We start from the raw sequence: 20,446 nt of genomic DNA on the forward strand, positions 1-20,446 counted from the left end.
CTACCATTGTACCTTTCTGAACCTTTTGATATCGACTGAGCTGTCTAGAGGTTTTCCAAATTCTATGTTTTCGAACAATTCTTTGGCCATAGCCGGTCCAAGCATAACACCGCGAGTTCCAAGTCCGTTTAGCATATGAACATTTTTATGGTTCGGATGAGTTCCAACCATTGGCCTTCTGTCTTTAACCGTTGGCCTTACACCAGCCAAATGCTGAACGATTTCAAAATCACAATGAAGTATTTCTTTTATATTTTCAAGAAGTTCTTGTTTGCCTTCTTCAGTCGGCTGATTGGTTTTATCTTTCCAATCATAAGTCGCACCAACTTTGTATAAATCATTTCCAAGAGGTAATACAAAAACAGATGTCTTGATAACAGCATCTAAATTTAAGTCAGGAGCTCTAATTATTAGCAACTCGCCCTTTGTCCCATCTAAAGGAAGATGTCCAAAATATGGGTTTGAAATCATCCCGTAGCCTTCTGCAAAAATTATATTCTTAGCTTGGATATCTTTATATTGGACATATTCTTCTTTTAACTCAAGAGCTGCATAATCAAAAGTATCATTTGCAAGCCACTCTTTTTCTTTAAGATACTTATGATAGCTTATTAGCAAAGATTCCGTATCCACATAACCCGTTTGCAGGACTTCACCAAAATTAAAAGGAGAATCAATTCCGTTATACTTTTTAGAGACGAGCTTAGATGAAAGAAAAGGTGCTAGACCAATTTTATCTGTAGCCAGAAACCAGTTGTTCTGTTCTTCTACAGAAAACAATTTTCTATAAATAGGAATTTCAAAATTAAATTTTGAGCTTAATTTCGTTTCCAAATTCCCATAGAAGGAATGTAGCAAATCCAGTTGATCTTGTGCTTTCCATACTTCGCTGAATCTTTTGAGTATTACTGGATTATACAATCCGCCAGCAACTTTTGAAGATTGCTGAGAATTATTATCAAAGACTCGGATGGATTTGTTCTCCAGCAATGCAGTTTCTGCAAATGCAATACCTGCTAATCCGCAACCAACAATCAAGTAATCTACCATAGTGCAAAAATAAAAAAACTCTTGCCGATTAAAGCAAGAGTTTTATTTGTATTGGAGAAATTTTTATTAATAATTCCACATATCTTGTTCGAAGTTGCGGATCTTATCTTTAACTCTTTCAGATTCTAATAATTGCATCTGAGCATTGTCTTTCATGTATTCATCGATTTTTCTATCGCCCATAACGTTTTCTTCTTGGTAAATCACACCGTTAAAACGACGCGAATTTAAAAGATGGTCGAATGTGATTGGAAGCGCAGAATTCTTATCGTTGAAAGCTTTTGCTTCATGAAGAACGTCACGAACAGAAGGGAAATATACCCAGAACAATTCGATCGGATCTTCTTCTTCAGTTCCCATTGTGTAAACATCGGGAACAACAGGGCAGATTCCTTGCAAACGATATTTCAACTCACCTTGACGTTTGTCAAAGTACCAATATCCTTTAATCTTGTATCCCATAACATTCGCTGGCGTGATATCAGTCTTTACGATATACTCTTCAGAGATTTTCTCACCTGCGTTATATTGCTCTCTACCTGCATCGGCCGTATCAATTTTTGATAGCGATGTTTCAATGTCTTTAAGTGATTTTTTAGTAGTAAAATAACTGTCATCATATACTTCAGTTATTTTTCCTTCTTTCATGTTATCAACAAGAACAGCGTAAAGAGACTTTCTGTCTGGACCAAGATTTCCGTCTACTGGAAAATACATTGGAAAATTGATTCTTTCATCAAGGTCAATAAATTCCCATACCATTTTTCCCATAAGTACATCACGATCGTGAACATAACCATATGGAAGTGGCTTGTCGTTATCAGATTTAAGCTGTGCTTCAGTTTTTTTCCCGATTTCCTCAGGAGTCTTAGCATTTAAAAGATTAGACTGTGCAAAAGAAACACTAGAAACTAAGCTTAATGTTACTATCAATGAAAAATTTCTCCAATTCATTTTTTGTAATTTATTAGTTCGTTTAAGTAAAAACTCAAACTTTGAATAATTATTGTGTTATCTCGTAAGCAACAGGAGCAGTTTTAGGAAGCATGATTGCGCTACCTTCTAACTTAGTCTTGATTTCAGAAATAATGACTACATCACCTCTAGTTGCTTTTTGGATTGCTGCTTTCGCTCTTCCATCCATTTTGTTACCAGAAACTACGATTGTTGGTTGTCCAGGAACTTTAATGTTAAATCCAACAACATTTAATTTTACGTCGAAATCAAAGTCTTCAAGAACAGCATTTACAGTTTGAACTTCTAGGTTAGATTTAGGACCTTTAACAGTACCAGTTTCTTTTCCTCTCAAAGCTCCTGTTGGTCCAGGAATATTTTTGATTCTGAATACTTTTTTAGAGTTTACAGCTTTACCGTCAGGTAATTTTCCAGTTACATTGATAACTACTTCACGACCTGCACCTGGGCTCATGTTATAAGCACCAGCTTTACCAGCTTTAGTCAAACCTGGAGCAGAAGCTGTCACATTGTTATCAGATACACCAGCAAATGAAATTGTCATTGGGTTAACAACACCACGGTAAACCACATTCATTTTATCCGCAGAAATAGTAGCTTCGTTTGGTCTTGGAACTACAACGTATTTTCCTTCAAATTTCAAAGGAATAGTTTTTCCGTCCTCTAAGAAAGTAAATTCTCCATTGATTGATTGCTCACCAACACCACCAGCAGTTAACGAAATAACAGCTTGACCGTTATCTAATTTACCAGGACCTTTAAATGAAGTTGGTTTCGTATTTTCGTCATAACGACCCAATACTACTTTACCTTTTACGTTCTCTCCTTGGAAATAAGCATTTTTCTCTAAAACTACGATTGCTTGATAGTTGCTGTATGAAGCAGCTTGTACCGCAGCTTTTCCTAAAGCAGCACTGATTACATCAGATTCCGCTTTTTTAACATCACTTTGCCAAGCAGACAATTTAGCTAAAGAAGCAATTGCTGGAAATCCTTTGAAGTGATAGTTTAAGAATTTATCTTTTAGACCATCTTTCGTAGTAACATCAGAAACGTCGAAAGATTTATTAACTTGGTTTAGGATAGCTGAATATTTTTTCTCGTTACCAAGAGCATTTTTCATTTCGGCTTTGTATGCTTCGATAGCACTCATAACTTCGTTACCTCTCTTCGTATATCCGTCACCAATGAACCAGCTGTTATCAAGGTTATCACCTTTATCCATTGATTCGTATGGTAATTTACCATTTTCTGGCTCGATACCTTTTACAGTTTCTGCTTTTAAAGTTCCAATGAAATCATAAAACTTTTTTGTGGCCGCCTGAACTTTATGAGCTGTTTCTGCCGCAACAGCAAATTCACCTTTAGCTTCAGCAGCTTTGGTATCTAATGCCTGCATCATCTGCTCATTAGTAGATTTCGCAGCTTCGTTTGCTACTTCAAATTTTTCATTCATTAGTCCAAAAGCAGATAAAACTTCTTTGGACATATTTAGTGCCAACATCGCGATGAAAACCAAGTACATCAGGTTAATCATCTTCTGTCTAGGGGTTAATTTTCCTCCTGCCATTTTTTCTAATTAGTTTAGTTTATTTTGTTTAATGAAAATATAGTCTTAAACTAATTATCCTTTGTTACTCATTGCAGAAAGCATACCACCATAAACATTGTTTAATGAAGCAATGTTTGCAGTCATAGATTGCATTTGTTCTTTTAATTTAGATGCATTGTCAGCGATTTCTTTGTTAGCTTCAGCATTTCTAGAAGCACTTTCCAATTGTACTTTGTACAAGCTGTTTAATGATTCCATTTGAGCAGCAGCCATAGATAATTCTTCGCTGTATTTTTTAGTAGCAGCAATTCCGTCAGCAGCTGGAGAGATTCCTTTTGCAGCAGATTCGAAATTTTTGATGCTGTTTCCTAAGCTAGCCATCAATTCGCCATCGATTTTAGCTTCTTTTAATAAGTTGTCTAATTTTTGAGACAATAAACCTTGAGCTTCAGCTGGGTTTTCTTTTTTAGCGTCTTTCTTTTTAGCCTCACCTCCTGCTAATTCAGGATATACCAGAGTCCAATCAATTTCGTTATCAACAGGTTCGAATGCAGATAAAGCAAAGATGATCGCTTCTGTCACAAGACCAATAGTCAACATCACGTTTCCTGTTAATGGTCCGATTTCAAAGTGAATAATCTTAAATAATGCCCCTACGATTACAACTGCCGCTCCCATACCGTAAGCGAAATTCATTGCTTTTTTGCTTAAAATTGCCATAATAATAAATAGTTTTTAGTTAGTTAAGTAAATAGTAAATATAAATAATATAAAGTTGGTTAAATTCTTATTTTGGTGTGTTTCCTGTATTCTGAACACCCATGTAATCTTGTACGGTTCTGAAACCGATAAAGCTTCTTGCTGAATCAGCATATTCGAAATCTCTTGTACTTACTTGCAAGAAATAAGCAACATCTTTCCAAGAACCTCCACGAGTTACTTTACGCTCATTTTTAGCATCCGGCACGTTAGGGTTCATTGTAGATACATACTCATATGATGATGCATCATAAGAAGAGTTAGTCCACTCCGCTACGTTACCTGACATATTATACAAGTTATAATCGTTAGGATCGTAAGATTTTGCTTCTACAGTATATAAAGCGCCATCTGCTGCATAATCTCCTCTGTTTGGTTTGAAGTTTGCCAAGAAACAACCTCTGTCATTTTTAGCATAAGGACCACCCCATGGGAAAGTTCCTGACTCTAGACCACCTCTGGCAGCATATTCCCATTCTGCTTCTGTAGGAAGACGGAAAGAGTTGATTTGGTTTCTTCCTTTTTTCTTTGCTTTGATAAATGCATTTTTGTATAATGTTCTCCAAGCACAGAAAGCTTTCGCTTGTTTCCAGCTAACTCCAACTACAGGATAGTCATCATAAGCTTGGTGCCAGAAATAATCATTATGCATTGGCTCATTGTATGAATAAGCAAAATCTTTAATCCATACCGTAGTATCAGGATAAATTTCGATTGGTTCTGTTTTTTTGTAGAAATCTTTTCTTCCTTTTTTCTTAACAGCCTCGTTTAGGTTTGCTTCAGAATAACGGAATTTTAATTTTGAAACATCAATAGTTCTTAAACCATTGTATGATTCAGCAGCTGGCAAGTACATTGAATCCATTACCTCAACATAATATTCATCTGGATATTTTTGAGGATCTGTAATCAATTTTACTTTTTTATTCAGCTTTCTTCCTGCAAATTGATCATCATCTGTACCTAAACTATAGTAGTTCTCATACATATATTTATCATAAGGAGACATAGTTGCTGGATCCGTATCATCAAATGCGAATTCGCCGATACCACCGCTTCCTTTAGCCTGCCCCATCTCTTCTGCCAAGATAGCTAAACGCATTCTGATTGTTGAGTCTTTTACCCAATTCACAAATTGTTTGTATTCGCTGTTCGTAATTTCTGTTTCATCCATATAAAAGGATCGAACGGTAACAGTTTTTGTCGGAGCGTCCTGTACGTTGGCTAAATCATCATCTGATTTACCCATGATAAAAGCACCACCTGGAACCAGAGTCATACCATACGGTTTCTCTGGATGCCATTTTCTGCCTTTAACACCTACTAACTCCCCTTTATCGCTCGAACCACAGCTAGACAATACTGATGCTAATGCTGCTAATGCAATGAACTTCTTCATATAAATTTGGGTTATGATATATTCTTATTTTTTAAGGGCGTAAACCTATTTATTATTTTTCTAAAAAACAATTTTTTTATTAAAAATCCTTAAATAAAGTATAACATTAATCTAAGGATGTGTTAAAAAAAATATAGGCTCGCCTGTTATATTATGTTTTTCCTTTGTGCCTTCCACCATCTTTCCGGGATTTCGTTGGCACAAGCACCTAGATAATCCTCATAAGTGCAAGGTAATAACGTATTTCTTTTTAATTTATTATTAACATTTGAAATAAAAGGTATTTCTATCCACCAACGCTCTGTTTTGTGGCTTTTAAAGAAAACCAATTCTTCCTCTTCTAAAGGAACAATGTATTTTAAATAATTATCTCTACTTCCGAACGGATATTCATTCGAACGATAATGGAAACCTTCAATAAAATACCATATGATTTGTGCTATCAGGACTGCTTCTTGTTTCGAATTATTATGATTAAAAATGCCAAATATTGAAACTTTATCGCTTATTCCTGCATATCTTGATAAAGAACATATCTCTTTACCATTAAAACCGTTGGGTGTAAAAGTAATAAAATTACCGGAATCAGAAGATTTTACGGATGTTAAATCTACGCTCACAATATCTGCATCTCTAAAAACGGGTTCTGCAATCGAAATAGTATTGGAAACTTCGCCTAAACGGTAGGCATCGAAAAATAATTTTTCGACCAAATCAATTTCTTCTTGAGAGTTATAATAAGTCTGGAAGCCCAGATTGCTATAATTAAAAAGATTATTTGGCTCTTCAACAATCATCTTCGTAAGATAAGAATTTGCAGAAAGAGGCTTGTCGGCCGCTCCAAAATCAAATTTGCTGTCAATCGAAACGACATTCACCATCTGCTCCAATTCATCGTACGCTCTATACAAAGAATACGTCAGGTCTTGGGAACCTCCGATTACTATCGGGATAATCTTATTTTTAAGCAATGAAGCACCAACTTTTTTAAGAGCGAAATAGGTATCTTCTACTTCGTTACCTGCCAAGATATTTCCTAAATCAGCAATTGATGCTTCCCAGTTTCCAGGGAATAGCCCATACAATTCTTTACGGATATGGGATAGCTTAGTATTTTCAATTTCAATATGGGCACCGCGATTTTCTTTTACACCTATGATCGCCAGCCTGATTTTGCTCAAATCCGGAAAATCTTCACTCGTATGCAACACGACCTTGCTCCCTAGATTTTGGGAAGACAATCCGTTTATAAACTCCAGGATTTCATCATCTAAGGGCGATAGAAAATCAAATTCCATATATTATTTCTTTTTTACTGTAGTTTTTTTGGCCGCTGGCTTTTTAGCTGCCGTAGTTTTCTTTGCCGCTGTTTTCTTCGCAGGTGCTTTTTTCTCAATCATCTCTTGAACATCAGCAAGTGTCAATTTCGTCGCATCGACATCTTTGCTCAATTCAATCTTGATTTTTCCTTTGGTGACAACTGAACGTCCCCAGCGTGCTTTTTCAACTCGGATTCCTTCTTCTTCCCAATTGTGAATGACTTTGTCAATTTCTTTCTGAAGTTTGTCTTCAATCAATTCTGTAATATCAGATTGTGAAAGGTTGTCGAAATTATACTTTTTACTGACATTGATAAACATTCCGTTCCATTTGATAAACGGACCAAAACGACCGACTCCTTTTTGTACCGGCTCATTTTTATAAGTCCCGATCGGAGCATCGGCTTGTTCTTTTTCGGCAATCAATTCTTTAGCACGATCAAAAGTGACATCCAACGGATCTTCACCTTTTGGAAGGGAAATAAACATTTTTCCGAAACGAACATACGGTCCAAAACGCCCATTGTTCACCTCTACTTCTTCTCCTTTGTGCGTTCCTAAGTTTTTAGGAAGCAAGAACAGATTCAACGCTTCTTCTAGAGTAATATTTCCGATATTTTGGTCTGCCATTAGACTTGCAAATTGCTTGTCTTCGTCATCTGGCTCGCCAATCTGCGCCATCGGCCCAAATTTGCCCAAACGAACGCTTACTGGCTTTCCAGTTTTTGGATCTTTTCCTAAAATTCTTTCTCCGGATTCTCTTTCTGCATTGGCCTCGACGTCTTTTACATTAGGATGAAATTGGTCGTAGAACTCTTGCATCATTTTAGCCCAGTTCACGTTTCCTTCGGCAATTTCGTCAAAATCTTGCTCGACTTTTGCCGTGAAGTTATAGTCTAATATTCGTTCGAAATTTTTTACCAAAAAGTCTGTTACGATTACACCAATATCGGTAGGAACTAATTTTCCTTTATCGGAACCTGTATTTTCTTTAAGCAATTTCTCGTCTAGCTTTCCAGATTTCAGAGTTAATTGCGTATAGTTTCTTTCTTGTCCGTCAAGATTTCCTTTCTCGACATAATTTCTATTGATGATAGTAGAAATTGTCGGAGCATACGTCGACGGACGGCCGATTCCTAATTCTTCTAATTTTTTCACCAAAGAAGCTTCGGTATATCTCGCCGGCGGTCTTGAATAGCGTTCGGTTGCCGTGATATAATTATTTTGAAGCTTTTCATTCACTTTCAATGCTGGCAACATTCCTTCTTGTTCTTCATCTTCATCATCATGTCCTTCCAAATATACTTTCAAGAAACCTTCAAAAAGCAAGACTTCTCCTGTTGCCGTAAATAATTCCTGGTGATTGTTGGCTTCAATTTTCACATTGGTTCTTTCCAATTCTGCATCGCTCATCTGAGAAGCCAGAGTCCTTTTCCAAATCAAATCATAAAGACGGGCCTGGTCTCTGTCGATATTTACAGTATGTCGTGACATGTCTGTCGGACGGATAGCTTCGTGGGCTTCTTGCGCTCCCTTGCTCTTGTTGGCAAAAGTTCTAGGTTTTGAGAATTCCTTCCCGTATGATTTTATAATTTCTGCCTGAGCCGCATTCATAGCTTCATTTGAAAGATTTACGCTGTCGGTTCTCATATAAGTAATAAGTCCCGCTTCGTATAATCTTTGCGCCAATTGCATCGTGATTCCAACCGGAAGGTATAATTTTCTTGCCGCTTCTTGTTGCAACGTTGAAGTTGTAAAAGGCGCTGCTGGTGTTTTTTTCGTAGGCTTGGTTTCTAAATCCGATACCTTATATATAGAACCGATATTTTTGCTTAAAAAATCTTCGGCTTCTTTTTTTGTATTGAAGTTTTTTGGAAGTTTCGCTTTAAATGTCTTTCCAGCTTCGTTAGAAAATTCTGCAACCACAGAATAAGAAGCAACAGCTTTAAAGTTTTGTATTTCTCTTTCTCTTTCCACAATCAGCCTTACTGAAACCGACTGGACTCTTCCGGCAGAAAGGCCTCCTTTAATTTTTCTCCATAAAACTGGCGAAAGTTCATAACCTACCAATCTGTCTAAAACTCTCCTCGCCTGTTGTGCGTTTACCAAATCGTAATTGATTCCTCTTGGATTGTCAATCGCTTTTAATATAGCCGTTTTTGTAATTTCATGGAAAACGATTCTTTTTGTCTTGGCAGGCTCTAACTTTAATTCTTCGGACAAATGCCACGAAATTGCTTCTCCTTCGCGGTCCTCATCACTCGCCAGCCAAACCATATCGGCTTTTTTAGAAAGATCTTTGAGCTTTTTAACCAACGCTTTTTTATCTGGAGAAACTTCATATTTTGGCTTGAAGCCGTTTTCTACATCTACTCCTATTTCTTTGGAAGGTAAGTCTGCAATGTGTCCATAACTGGATTCTACTTGATAGTCACTTCCTAAAAATTTTTCTATGGTTTTTGCCTTTGCAGGCGACTCAACGATCACTAAATTCTTTGCCATAATGCTTTTGTTTGTGTCGCAAAAGTATATGAATTTTTTAAATATTGCGTTTCAGAAAAATTTAAAAGTAAATTCACATCATAGAAAAACCTATTTCAAAAAAAATAAATAACTGATTTTAAACCATTTATTTACATAAAAAAGTACTTTATAATTATTTTAGGTCTAAATATCAAAAGCTTTTCGATTCCTATTACACTACCTATTCTTAATCATTTTGTAAGAAATGCTTTTTAAGTTAATTCGTTAAACAATCTTTTATTTTTTTTCTTTATTGTGTTAAACATTACAACTTGATAGCAGACTTTCATTTCTTATTTATAAATTTAGACCTGTATAAGACAAGATTTTTCCTACTCAAAATCTAAAATAATTTAATAAAAAAAGAAAAATAGCGTGATTTCAGTCCTCAAAAAATACCTAGAACGCAATCGGCATGGCCATGTAGTGGAGGAATTTAAAGACCTCCATCTTTCTCATCCGAATTACCCAAGCTTGTATTCAATAACCGACACCTTAGATGTTTTGGGAATTGAAAACATGGCGGCTAATGTGCCAAAAAATCAGCTTGAAAATCTGCCGGATTCCTTTATTGCTTCCGTAAAAAGCGAGACGATGGAAGGTTTTGTATTTGTCAGCAAAAGCAGCGATATCATTACCTATGAAACAGAAAGCGACGAAAAGCACTCGCTTCCTATCGATGAATTCAGGGGTTTGTGGGATGGCTTGATCTTGGCGGTCGAAAAAAACGAAAAAGCAGCCGAGCTCAAAAAATCGAATTTGATACTGCCTATTTCGTTTGGCTTATTGATTTTGATTTTTCTAGTTTCAATTTTTGCTTATGGCTTCGAAATCTATGGTTTGATTTTCCGAGCCTTGTCCTTAGTCGGATTGTTTGTTAGTATTTTTATACTTCAAGAAAAGAATGAGGAAGCTAACGAACTCGTATCCAAAATATGCAGCTTTAGTGTGAATACTTCTTGCGATTCGGTCATAAAGTCAAAAAATAGCCAGATTACAAAATGGCTGAGCTTTACAGACCTGCCGATTTTATTGTTCTCTATAAATTTCATGGCAGTTTCATTGGGCAATTCTTCTTTCGGAACCATCGGACTGCTTAGCATTTTGTCTGTGCCTGTCTGTCTCTATTCTATTTACCTTCAAAAAGCCACGCTCAAAAAATGGTGCATTCTCTGTTTGGTTATTTCTTCTGTGGTTATTGGGCAGTCGGTATTATACGCACTCAATATGGATTTCTTAGATATCCATTTAACTGCAGTCATTCAATATTCTATTATAGCTGCAATCTGCACAGCTATTTGGTTCTACACAAAAAAAATCATGGAAGAGCGAAAAGATTTAGCCAATAGAAATAAAGACCTTTTCCGCTTTAAGAGAAATTTCAGCCTATTTGATTTTCTTTCCCCAGAAGTCAAAGAAAAGGATGAATTGATAGCATTAAAGCCAATCAGTATAGGAAATCCTAATGCAGCTTTGACCTTGCGATTATTTCTCAGCCCTAGCTGCGGACATTGCCATACCGCTTATAAAAAAGGAAAAGAATTTGCCGAGATGTATCCAGAAAAAGTAAAATTGGCTGTCTATTTTAATCTGAATATCGAGAATTCGGACAATCCTTATTTGGAAGTTGCCAGGAATTTGTTGGAGATCCATTTTAGCGGAAGCAACATTCTTGAGGCTATCGAAGACTGGCATGTATTGAATCTGGGACTTGAGAATTGGCTAAAAAAATGGAAACAGCAAACCATCAGCACGGAAGCCGAAATGGAACTAAACAATCAATATCAGTGGTGTGTAAAAAACGAATTTAATTATACTCCTGTAAAAATAATGGACCATAAATTATTGCCTAGAGAATATGAAATTGACGAGATAAAATATTTTCTGTCTGAACTAGAAGACCAAAAATCAGAAAAAAGCCATTAGAAAAGTGAAACAATACTCTGGCGCAAAACGCGCATAGGCACGATTAATTAAAATACTGATTTCCAAAAACAAATAAGTTAATTCATCCAAGATAAGTTTGTAATCCATTTTTTAATTGTAATTTAACACGATAAATATTACTTATTACATTCTAGATTCAGAGTACTAAAAATATTGTTGCAACGATAGTCAGATCCTCAACTGACTTTAAATGCTTGAGCCAATCAATTTTTAATCTTTATTTTTATGTTAAAAGACATTTTAAATCTAAATAGTGTTCAAAAATTAGACAAACAACAACAAAAAGACACCGTAGGTGGGGATTTAGGCCCTTTTTTCGAGCGTTGCTCATATGATAACGCCAGTGCAGCCCAATACGGATGCCCTGTACAACCGATGGACGGTTCTTGGCAACAGGCTACCTGCCACTATGTTTGCGTTCCTGGCGGTCGTTGGGTAAGACAATAATTATTCCTAATCATTAAAACTTAAGATTGGATAAAACCGATCTTAAGTTTTTTTTTCGTTTAACCTTGCTTCTTTATCATACATCTAATATCATATATCTAAAATACCCCAATAGAGTCACCTCAGTCTTATCAAAGCTCTCTGCAAATTAAATACAACACTCGCACAGATATGATTTATTAAGAAAAAAGTATATCTTGTAAATAATTTATCCCACGCTACATATCCTAAAAAAATAAGAAATATATTTGACTAATATTCTGAAAATTAATGCAGAAATTTCCATTTTTTAAACAAGCAGACCAAAAAGACTGCGGCCCGACCTGCTTAAAAATTATTGCCAAATACCATGGCAAAAACATCAACATACAAAAGCTACGAAGCCTTAGCGAAACCACGCGCGAAGGAAGCAATCTGCTATCGTTGAGCGAAGCAGCCGAAAAAATTGGATTCCGGACATTAGGCGTAAAACTCAGCTTAGAAAAACTGGAAGAAGCGCCGCTTCCTTGCATTCTGCATTGGAACAACAACCATTATATCGTACTCTATAAAATCAAAAGAGGAACTTATTACGTGTCAGATCCTGCTTTTGGGCTACTTCAATACGGCAAAGAAGAATTCTTAAAATTATGGATCGGAAACAATGCGACCGAAGCCACAGAAGAAGGCATTGCCCTTCTTTTTGACACGACGCCAAAATTCTACCAGAACGAATTTGAGAAAGACACCAAGAATGTTTTTGGTTTTGGATTGCTTACCAGATACATACTGCGGTACAAATCTTTTATCATTCAGCTAAGTATCGGGCTTTTAGCGAGCAGCTTGCTGCAACTGATTTTTCCTTTTCTTACGCAAAGTATTGTAGATATTGGGATACAGAATCAGAATATTCATTTCGTATACTTAATTCTTTTTGCCCAATTATTTCTATTTGTAGGGAAAACTGCTCTCGAACTTATCAGAAGCTGGATATTGCTCCATCTTTCAGTGAGAATCAATATTTCGCTGATTTCGGATTTCTTTATCAAGCTTATGAATCTCCCTATTTCCTTTTTTGATGTGCGAATGACAGGAGATATCATGCAACGCATCAACGATCATCACAGAATTGAGAGGATACTTACGACTTCTTCGCTAGACGTGCTGTTTTCTATGATCAATATGATTATCATGGGAGGCGTCCTAGCCTATTATAACCTGAAAATATTTCTTGTCTTTTTTGCAGGAAGCTTGCTTTATTTCCTTTGGATCATCTTATTTCTTAAACGAAGAGAAGCCTTAGATTACAAACGCTTTTCCGAAGTAAGCCAAGAACAAAGCAAAGTCATCGAGCTTATCAATGGCATGCAGGAGATCAAGCTTCACAATGCCGAAAAACAAAAACGTTGGGGCTGGGAGTATATTCAGGCTCGTCTTTTCAAAGTTTCCATGAAAGGATTGGTACTCGAGCAGACCCAAAATATTGGATCGTCGACTATCAACCAACTTAAAAATATTTTCATTATTTTCTTGTCAGCCAAGCTAGTAATCGACGGCGAACTGACACTAGGTATGATGATGGCAATTACGAGTATCGTCGGAAGCCTAGATGGCCCTATAACGCAACTGATTGGGTTTATTCGCGAAGTGCAAGACGCTAAAATATCGCTATCTCGACTGTCTGAAATTCATGAGAAAGAAGACGAAAGCCAGCAGGAAGAAAATCAGACACACGATTTCCCTCTAGATTCGGACATCGTAATAAAAGACATAAGTTTCAGGTATGTCGGTTCGGATGTACTGGTCCTTGAAGATCTCAATCTTATCATTCCCGCAAATAAAGTAACGGCAATTGTCGGCACCAGCGGAAGTGGCAAAACAACACTTATGAAATTGCTGTTGAAATTTTACGAAAGCAATAAAGGAGAAATTTCTATCGGAAACACCTTGCTTAAAAATATTGCCCAGAAAACATGGAGAGCGAATATCGGAGCTGTCATGCAAGAAGGCTATATTTTCAACGATACCATTGCAAATAATATCGCCATTGGAGCAGACATTATTGACAAAGACCGCCTTGTCTATGCCGCTGATGTGGCAAACATCAAAGAATATATTTCCGGATTACCTTTGGGATACAATACAAAAATCGGAATGGAAGGCATCGGAATGAGCACCGGACAAAAACAGCGTCTTTTGATAGCAAGAGCTGTCTATAAAAATCCTGAAATGCTATTTTTTGACGAAGCTACGTCAGCTCTTGACGCCAATAACGAAAAGGAAATCATGGAAAAATTGGACGTTTTCTTTAAAAACAAGACTGTCGTTGTTATCGCACACCGCTTGAGCACTGTCATGAACGCCGACCAAATCGTAGTACTCGATAACGGAAAAATTATCGAGCAAGGCAATCACGAAGCATTAGTAAAACTAAAAGGAAGCTATTATCAGCTTGTCAAGAACCAACTGCAACTCGGAAAATAATATGCCAGACAACAAACACATAGAGCTAAGAAGCGAAGAAGTTCAAGATATTTTGACGAAAGTGCCGCATTGGATGATCCGATGGGGAAATGTAGTCGTATTAACTGTGCTTTTGTCCCTATTTCTCATGTCATGGATTATAAAATATCCAGATATCGTTACGACAGAAATCACAATAACTACACAAATTCCGCCGCAAAAACTAATTACCAAAAGCTCAGGAAGGATCGAAAAGATTTTTGTCAAGAATAGAGAAAATGTTTCTGAAAATACAGCATTGGCCGTTATTGAAAATTCGGCAAGATATCAAGACGTTTTCAAGCTCAAAAGTATAATCGACACTTTAAAAATCGACAAAAACTTCATCAAATTTCCTTTTGAAGCGCTTCCTACCATGCAATTAGGAGAAGTCGAAGGCCCTTTCGCCCTATTTGAAAAAGATTTCATTGCTTACAGCCTTAATCGCGACTTGCAGCCTTATAAAGTGGAAGGTGCTGCGCAAAGCTATGAAGTAATCGAAATAAAGGAACGATTGAACTTATTACAGCAACAGAAGCAAATAAGCGAAACCGAAATACAGCTCAAGAAAAAAGAACTTGAGCGTTATAAAAAACTACACGAAAAAGGCATCATTTCTACTCAAGAATGGGAAACCAAAAGCTTGAATTATCTTCAAACCGAAAAAGAATTAAGAAGCCTAAGCTCTTCCATTTCACAGATGAAGTCTTCTTTAAACGACCTAAACAAAAGCAGCAAGTCGACAAAAATCAACGAGACTAAAGACGATGTGAGCCTTTTCCGAAATGCCATACAATCCTACAACCAGCTGAAAAAAGCAATTGCCGACTGGGAATTGGCGTATGTACTCCGATCTTCAATCGCAGGCGAAGTTTCTTTCATGCAAATATGGACCGAAAACCAAACCATCACGACGGGCGATAATGTTTTCTCGATCATTCCAAAAGAAGTTGACAATTATATCGGAAAAATCAAAGCCAAAGCTCAAAATTCAGGAAAAATCAAAGTCGGGCAAAACGTAAATATCCGCTTGGCAAATTATCCCGATAGAGAATTTGGAGTCATCAGAGGAAAAATTCAATCCATTTCACTAACTCCTGACAAAGACGGCAACTTGCTTATCGATGTTTCCTTGCCTAACAAGCTGGAAACTTCCTATCAGAAAAAAATTGCTTTCCAGCAAGAAATGAGCGGAACTGCCGACATTGTAACTCAAGATTTGAGGCTGATTGAAAGGTTACTCTATCAATTCAGAGACATATTTAAAAGATCCTGACAAATAGCAAGAAAAGATTCCAAAAACATTGTTAAATCTAAGTCTGACATCTTGTCATATTGCTTCAAATAATTGTATCTTTGCAAACTGATTAAATTCCTCTTTGGGAGACTATGGAAAAGATAATAGAAGAAAGCAAACAGGGCGAAAGTCTTGTTTTAGAACATAAAACGGAAAACACAAAAAAACTTTTTATCGAAAGTTATGGCTGTGCAATGAATTTCTCAGATAGTGAAATTGTCGCTTCCATTCTTTCAGAAAATGGCTTTAATACTACCCAGATTTTAGAAGAAGCCGATTTGGTTTTGGTAAACACTTGCTCTATCCGAGATAAAGCCGAACAAACCGTACGCAAAAGACTCGAAAAATACAATGCCGTAAAACGCACCGTCAATCCAAAGATGAAAGTAGGCGTGTTGGGCTGTATGGCAGAACGCCTAAAAAGCCAGTTCCTTGAAGAAGAAAAAATCGTGGATTTGGTTGTTGGTCCAGATGCCTACAAAGATTTGCCAAACCTATTGCAAGAAGTAGAGGCTGGAAATGATGCCATCAACGTTATCCTTTCTAAAGACGAAACCTATGGGGATATTTCCCCTGTCCGTCTTCAAAGTAATGGTGTTACGGCGTTTGTTTCCATAACACGCGGGTGCGACAACATGTGTACTTTCTGCGTAGTTCCTTTTACACGCGGCCGCGAAAGAAGCCGTGAACCACAAAGTATTATGGAAGAAATCACCGATTTGTCAAATAAAGGCTTTAAGGAAATTACGCTTTTAGGACAAAATGTTGATAGTTATTTGTGGTATGGCGGAGGGCTGAAAAAAGATTTTGAAAAAGCCAGCGAATTCCAAAAAGCAACAGCCGTAGATTTTGCCCAGCTATTAGAAATGGTGGCGTCAGGTTTTCCAAAAATGCGAATCCGTTTTTCAACATCGAACCCGCAAGACATGCACGAAAGTGCTTTGCATATAATTGCCAAGTATCCAAATATTTGCAAGCATATCCATTTGCCGGTACAATCAGGAAGCGACAGGATTTTGGCCGCGATGAACCGTCTTCACACCAGAGAAGAATATTTCAGATTGATTGACACTATCAGAAAAACAATACCAGGCTGTAGCATAACCCAAGACATGATTTCTGGATTTCCTACAGAAACCGAACAAGACCATCAAGATACGTTAAGCCTGATGGAATATGTACAATATAGTTTCGGATATATGTATGCGTATTCGGAACGTCCAGGGACACTCGCAGGAAGAAAAATGGAAGATGATGTACCCGAAGAAACAAAAATGAGAAGGCTTCAGGAAATCGTTGATCTTCAAAGAAAACACAGTGCTTTCAGGACTCAAGAATTTGTTGGAAAAACAGTGGAAGTTTTAATCGAAAAAACATCTAAAAAATCTGAAGAGCAATTTTCAGGAAGAAATTCACAAAGCATTACCGTAGTTTTTCCAAGAGAGAACTATAAAATCGGTGATTTCGTAAATGTAAAAATCAACAGCTGTACGAGCGGCACCTTGATTGGTGAAGCCGTGGGATATAGCGACATGAATTAAAAATATAAAATTCATCATTTAAAATAATTTAAATGGAATCAGTTCAAGCCATAAAACAACGATTTGAAATCATCGGAAATGATCCGAAACTCAATCGTGCGATAGAAAAAGCAATTCAAGTTGCACCGACAGACATTTCTGTTTTAGTTGCAGGAGAAAGCGGTGTCGGAAAAGAAAGCATCCCAAAAATAATCCACTCGCTTTCACACAGAAAGCATGGAAAATATATTGCCGTAAACTGCGGCGCCATTCCAGAAGGAACCATTGACAGTGAACTATTCGGGCACGAAAAAGGCGCATTTACGGGAGCGACATCTACCCGTGAAGGTTATTTTGAAGTAGCCGACGGCGGTACCATCTTTTTGGATGAAGTCGGAGAATTGCCTTTAACAACACAAGTACGACTGCTTCGTGTGCTAGAAAACGGCGAATTCATAAAAGTAGGTTCTTCTCAAGTCCAAAAAACGGATGTTCGAATTGTAGCTGCAACCAACGTCAACATGTTCGATGCTATTGAAAAAGGAAAATTCAGAGAAGATCTTTATTATAGGCTGAGTACTGTCGATATCACGCTTCCTCCATTAAGAGAAAGAAAAGACGACATCCACTTGCTATTCAGAAAGTTCGCTTCTGATTTTGCCCATAAATACAAAATGCCTCCGATCAAGCTAGACGACAATGCGGTTCATTTCTTGTTGCAATTCCGCTGGAGCGGAAACATCCGACAGCTTCGAAACGTGGCAGAACAGATTTCGGTTTTGGAAACCAATAGAGATATTTCTGCCGCAACCTTGCAATCGTATCTTCCGGCCGAAGGAAGCCAGCTTCCCTCAGTGATAAAAGACAAAAAAAGCGAAAGCGATTTCAGCAACGAAAGAGAAATTCTGTACAAGGTGCTTTTTGACATGAAAAGCGACCTCAATGATTTAAAAAAGCTGACCTTAGAATTAATGCAGAACGGAAATGCTAAAGTTCAGGAAAACAATAAGAATCTGATTCAGAAAATTTACGGAAGCAATCCGTCTGACAGCGAAATTTCTTTTGAAGAACAGCCTAATGTAGCGCTGATTACCAAGCCTAAAGTTGAAGAACATTTTGAAGAAAACGACGACAACTTTACATTTGCAGAAACCGTCGAAGAAGAAGAAATCTTAAAACTCGAAGAAAAAGAAATCGAGCTTATCAAAAAATCTTTAGAAAAAAACAAAGGAAAAAGAAAGGCAGCGGCTGACGAACTTGGGATTTCAGAAAGAACGTTATACAGAAAAATCAAACAGTTCGATTTGTAAAAACTGCTATATTTGACAAAATAAATTATGAAATACATTAAATATATAATTCTTCCGGTCTTGTTTTTTGCCTTCAATAGCTGTTCGGTATATAATTTTACAGGGACTGGAAAAATTGACGCCAAAACCTTTCAAGTAAATTATTTCCAGAATAATGCAGAGCTTATCGAACCTGGAATAGAACGTACTTTTACGCAAGCGTTACAAAATCTTATTCAAAATCAGACCAACCTCAGTTTGACAAATTCAGGCGGAGATTTAGTCTATGAAGGTGAAATTGTAGATTATAGAGTTTCGCCGATGACTGCAACAGCAGACCAAAAAGCGGCCCAAAACAGATTAACAATTTCTGTAATGGTGCGTTTCACCAATAAAAACAAAGAAGAAGACGATTTTGAAAAACGATTTTCTTTCTTCTATGATTACCCAGGAACCAACCAGCTAGTTGGATCGCAGCTGACAACCGCCTTGGATGTGATTTTTGAAAGAATTACGCAAGACATATTCAATGCGTCTTTAGCAAAATGGTAAGCAAAAACCGTTTCTAAAACATTTAAAAATTGAACCTAACGGAATTTACATCTTTGTTGAGCAATCCAAATGCTGTCAGTGAACGGCAGGTATTTGCTTTGGAAAAAATAGTGGAAGAATTTCCCTATTTCCAAAGCGCTCGGGCATTACGCCTAAAAGGATTGTACAACCAGGACAGTTTTAAATACAACGGAGAGCTAAAAGTCACTGCTGCCCATACGACAGACAGAAGTGTCTTATTCGAATTTATCACTTCTGAAAATTTCATGGCTATCAATAAAGCCTTTTTTGAAGAAAAAGAAGCTCGCATTAATGAAATCAAGGTGAATGAAATTGAGATTCTTCGTCCAGAAATTGAAATAGAAGAACCGATCGCAAAAATCGACCCGCTAGAACAATCGATGCTTGCCTCAATTCGCGAAGCCGCTGCCTCTCAGCCGCAACGCGAAGAAGAAAATATCCTTGAAACCCAGCAAGAAGAATTAAAAACGGAAATAGAAATTCCAGCAGAAACAATCGAAGAAAAACTAGAAATAGGAAAACCGCTAGATTTTTCAAAGGAAGAAAAACATTCTTTCCAAGAGTGGCTCCAGCTGTCAAGTTTCAAGCCTATTGAAAGAGAAGAAATAACTGCTGCTACAGAAAAACCAGAAGAAATTTCAGAAATCGATCAAGAGAAAAAGAAGAAATTAGAAATTATCGACAAATTTATTGAGGCAAATCCGAAAATTTCTCCTGTCAAGAACACCTCTCCTATTTCATTGGTTTCGGAGCGAAATTCACAAGATAATTCCTATCTGATGACCGAAACTTTGGCCAAGGTTTATCTCGAACAGAAAAAATATCAGAAAGCAATTCAAGCTTATGAAATATTAATTTTGAAATATCCAGAAAAAAGTCATTTCTTTGCAGACCGAATTTTGGATATTAAGACATTACAACAAAATAACAATAATTAAACAATGAGCACATTTACAATTTTTTTGGTTTTAATCACAATCGTTTGCTTTCTACTAATCGTAGTTATTATGGTACAAAACCCTAAGGGTGGCGGTTTGTCATCTACACTAGGTGGTGGCGGACAAATGGGCGGAGTTCAAAAAACTACAGATTTCCTAGATAAAAGTACTTGGACGTTGGCAACTTTGCTAATCGTTTTGATTTTATTGTCAAGCTTAAGTTTTACAGGAACTTTTGGTGACAGTTCATTAAAAACAATCGACCAAAATGCTGCTCCAGCTCCAAAAACAGCTCCTGCAGCAAAAACGCCTGCGACTGAAGCTCCTGCAGCTACAACAGCACAGCCTGCAGCACAAGACACAGCAAAATAATTTCT

General features: G+C 37.0%; 16 protein-coding genes. 9 read left to right on the forward strand and 7 right to left on the reverse strand.

The window, feature by feature from the left end; genetic code table 11:
• The 7 genes from CLV94_RS04015 to topA form a co-directional block, all read right to left on the reverse strand.
• On the reverse strand, window positions 1-1,050 hold the full coding sequence (locus CLV94_RS04015) for an NAD(P)/FAD-dependent oxidoreductase (protein ID WP_121375149.1): 1,050 nt from the start codon (window positions 1,048-1,050) through the stop codon (window positions 1-3).
• Window positions 1,051-1,116: 66 nt separating this feature from the next.
• Window positions 1,117-2,004: a type IX secretion system ring subunit PorN/GldN gene (gene porN / locus CLV94_RS04020; RefSeq protein WP_121375150.1), complete on the reverse strand. Its 888-nt coding sequence runs from the start codon at window positions 2,002-2,004 to the stop codon at window positions 1,117-1,119.
• A gap of 49 nt (window positions 2,005-2,053) precedes the next feature.
• A complete protein-coding gene (porM, locus tag CLV94_RS04025) occupies window positions 2,054-3,595 on the reverse strand; it encodes a type IX secretion system motor protein PorM/GldM (protein WP_121375151.1) in 1,542 nt (513 codons plus the stop codon).
• Window positions 3,596-3,649: 54 nt separating this feature from the next.
• Window positions 3,650-4,297 carry a type IX secretion system motor protein PorL/GldL gene (gene porL, locus CLV94_RS04030; protein WP_121375152.1) on the reverse strand — a complete coding sequence of 216 codons (648 nt, stop codon included), beginning with the start codon at window positions 4,295-4,297 and terminating at the stop codon, window positions 3,650-3,652.
• A 67-nt stretch (window positions 4,298-4,364) separates the two neighbouring features.
• A complete protein-coding gene (gene porK, locus CLV94_RS04035; RefSeq protein ID WP_121375153.1) occupies window positions 4,365-5,735 on the reverse strand; it encodes a T9SS ring complex lipoprotein PorK/GldK in 1,371 nt (456 codons plus the stop codon).
• Window positions 5,736-5,881: 146 nt separating this feature from the next.
• Window positions 5,882-7,033, reverse strand: a complete 1,152-nt coding sequence (locus CLV94_RS04040; RefSeq protein WP_121375154.1) for a formimidoylglutamase — start codon at window positions 7,031-7,033, stop codon at window positions 5,882-5,884.
• Between the two features lie 3 nt (window positions 7,034-7,036).
• Window positions 7,037-9,556, reverse strand: coding sequence for a type I DNA topoisomerase (topA, locus tag CLV94_RS04045; protein WP_121375155.1), 2,520 nt, complete (start codon window positions 9,554-9,556; stop codon window positions 7,037-7,039).
• Between the two features lie 396 nt (window positions 9,557-9,952).
• Here topA and CLV94_RS04050 point away from each other — a divergent pair, with 396 nt between their 5' ends.
• The 9 genes from CLV94_RS04050 (at window position 9,953) to secG (ending at window position 20,441) form a co-directional block, all read left to right on the forward strand.
• Entirely contained in the window at window positions 9,953-11,503 is a 1,551-nt protein-coding gene (locus CLV94_RS04050; protein WP_147406568.1) for a vitamin K epoxide reductase family protein, read from the forward strand.
• A 246-nt stretch (window positions 11,504-11,749) separates the two neighbouring features.
• Entirely contained in the window at window positions 11,750-11,971 is a 222-nt protein-coding gene (locus CLV94_RS04055) for a hypothetical protein (protein WP_121375157.1), read from the forward strand.
• 270 nt (window positions 11,972-12,241) lie between these two features.
• Window positions 12,242-14,434 (forward strand): peptidase domain-containing ABC transporter, encoded by a 2,193-nt coding sequence (locus CLV94_RS04060; RefSeq protein ID WP_121375158.1) that lies wholly within the window; start codon window positions 12,242-12,244, stop codon window positions 14,432-14,434.
• Between the two features lies 1 nt (window position 14,435).
• Window positions 14,436-15,728 (forward strand): HlyD family secretion protein, encoded by a 1,293-nt coding sequence (locus CLV94_RS04065; RefSeq protein ID WP_121375159.1) that lies wholly within the window; start codon window positions 14,436-14,438, stop codon window positions 15,726-15,728.
• Between the two features lie 113 nt (window positions 15,729-15,841).
• Window positions 15,842-17,290, forward strand: a complete 1,449-nt coding sequence (miaB, locus tag CLV94_RS04070) for a tRNA (N6-isopentenyl adenosine(37)-C2)-methylthiotransferase MiaB (RefSeq protein ID WP_121375160.1) — start codon at window positions 15,842-15,844, stop codon at window positions 17,288-17,290.
• 32 nt (window positions 17,291-17,322) lie between these two features.
• Window positions 17,323-18,579, forward strand: a complete 1,257-nt coding sequence (locus CLV94_RS04075; protein WP_121375161.1) for a sigma-54 interaction domain-containing protein — start codon at window positions 17,323-17,325, stop codon at window positions 18,577-18,579.
• Between the two features lie 27 nt (window positions 18,580-18,606).
• The gene (locus CLV94_RS04080; protein WP_121375162.1) at window positions 18,607-19,110 is read left to right on the forward strand and encodes an LptE family protein; all 504 of its coding nucleotides are present in this window, start codon (window positions 18,607-18,609) and stop codon (window positions 19,108-19,110) included.
• A gap of 29 nt (window positions 19,111-19,139) precedes the next feature.
• Window positions 19,140-20,069 carry a tetratricopeptide repeat protein gene (locus CLV94_RS04085; RefSeq protein WP_121375163.1) on the forward strand — a complete coding sequence of 310 codons (930 nt, stop codon included), beginning with the start codon at window positions 19,140-19,142 and terminating at the stop codon, window positions 20,067-20,069.
• A 3-nt stretch (window positions 20,070-20,072) separates the two neighbouring features.
• On the forward strand, window positions 20,073-20,441 hold the full coding sequence (gene secG, locus CLV94_RS04090; protein WP_121375164.1) for a preprotein translocase subunit SecG: 369 nt from the start codon (window positions 20,073-20,075) through the stop codon (window positions 20,439-20,441).
• The last annotated feature ends 5 nt before the right edge of the window (window positions 20,442-20,446 follow it).

Source organism: Flavobacterium endophyticum, assembly GCF_003634455.1.
GTDB classification, from domain to species: Bacteria; Bacteroidota; Bacteroidia; order Flavobacteriales; family Flavobacteriaceae; genus Flavobacterium; species Flavobacterium endophyticum.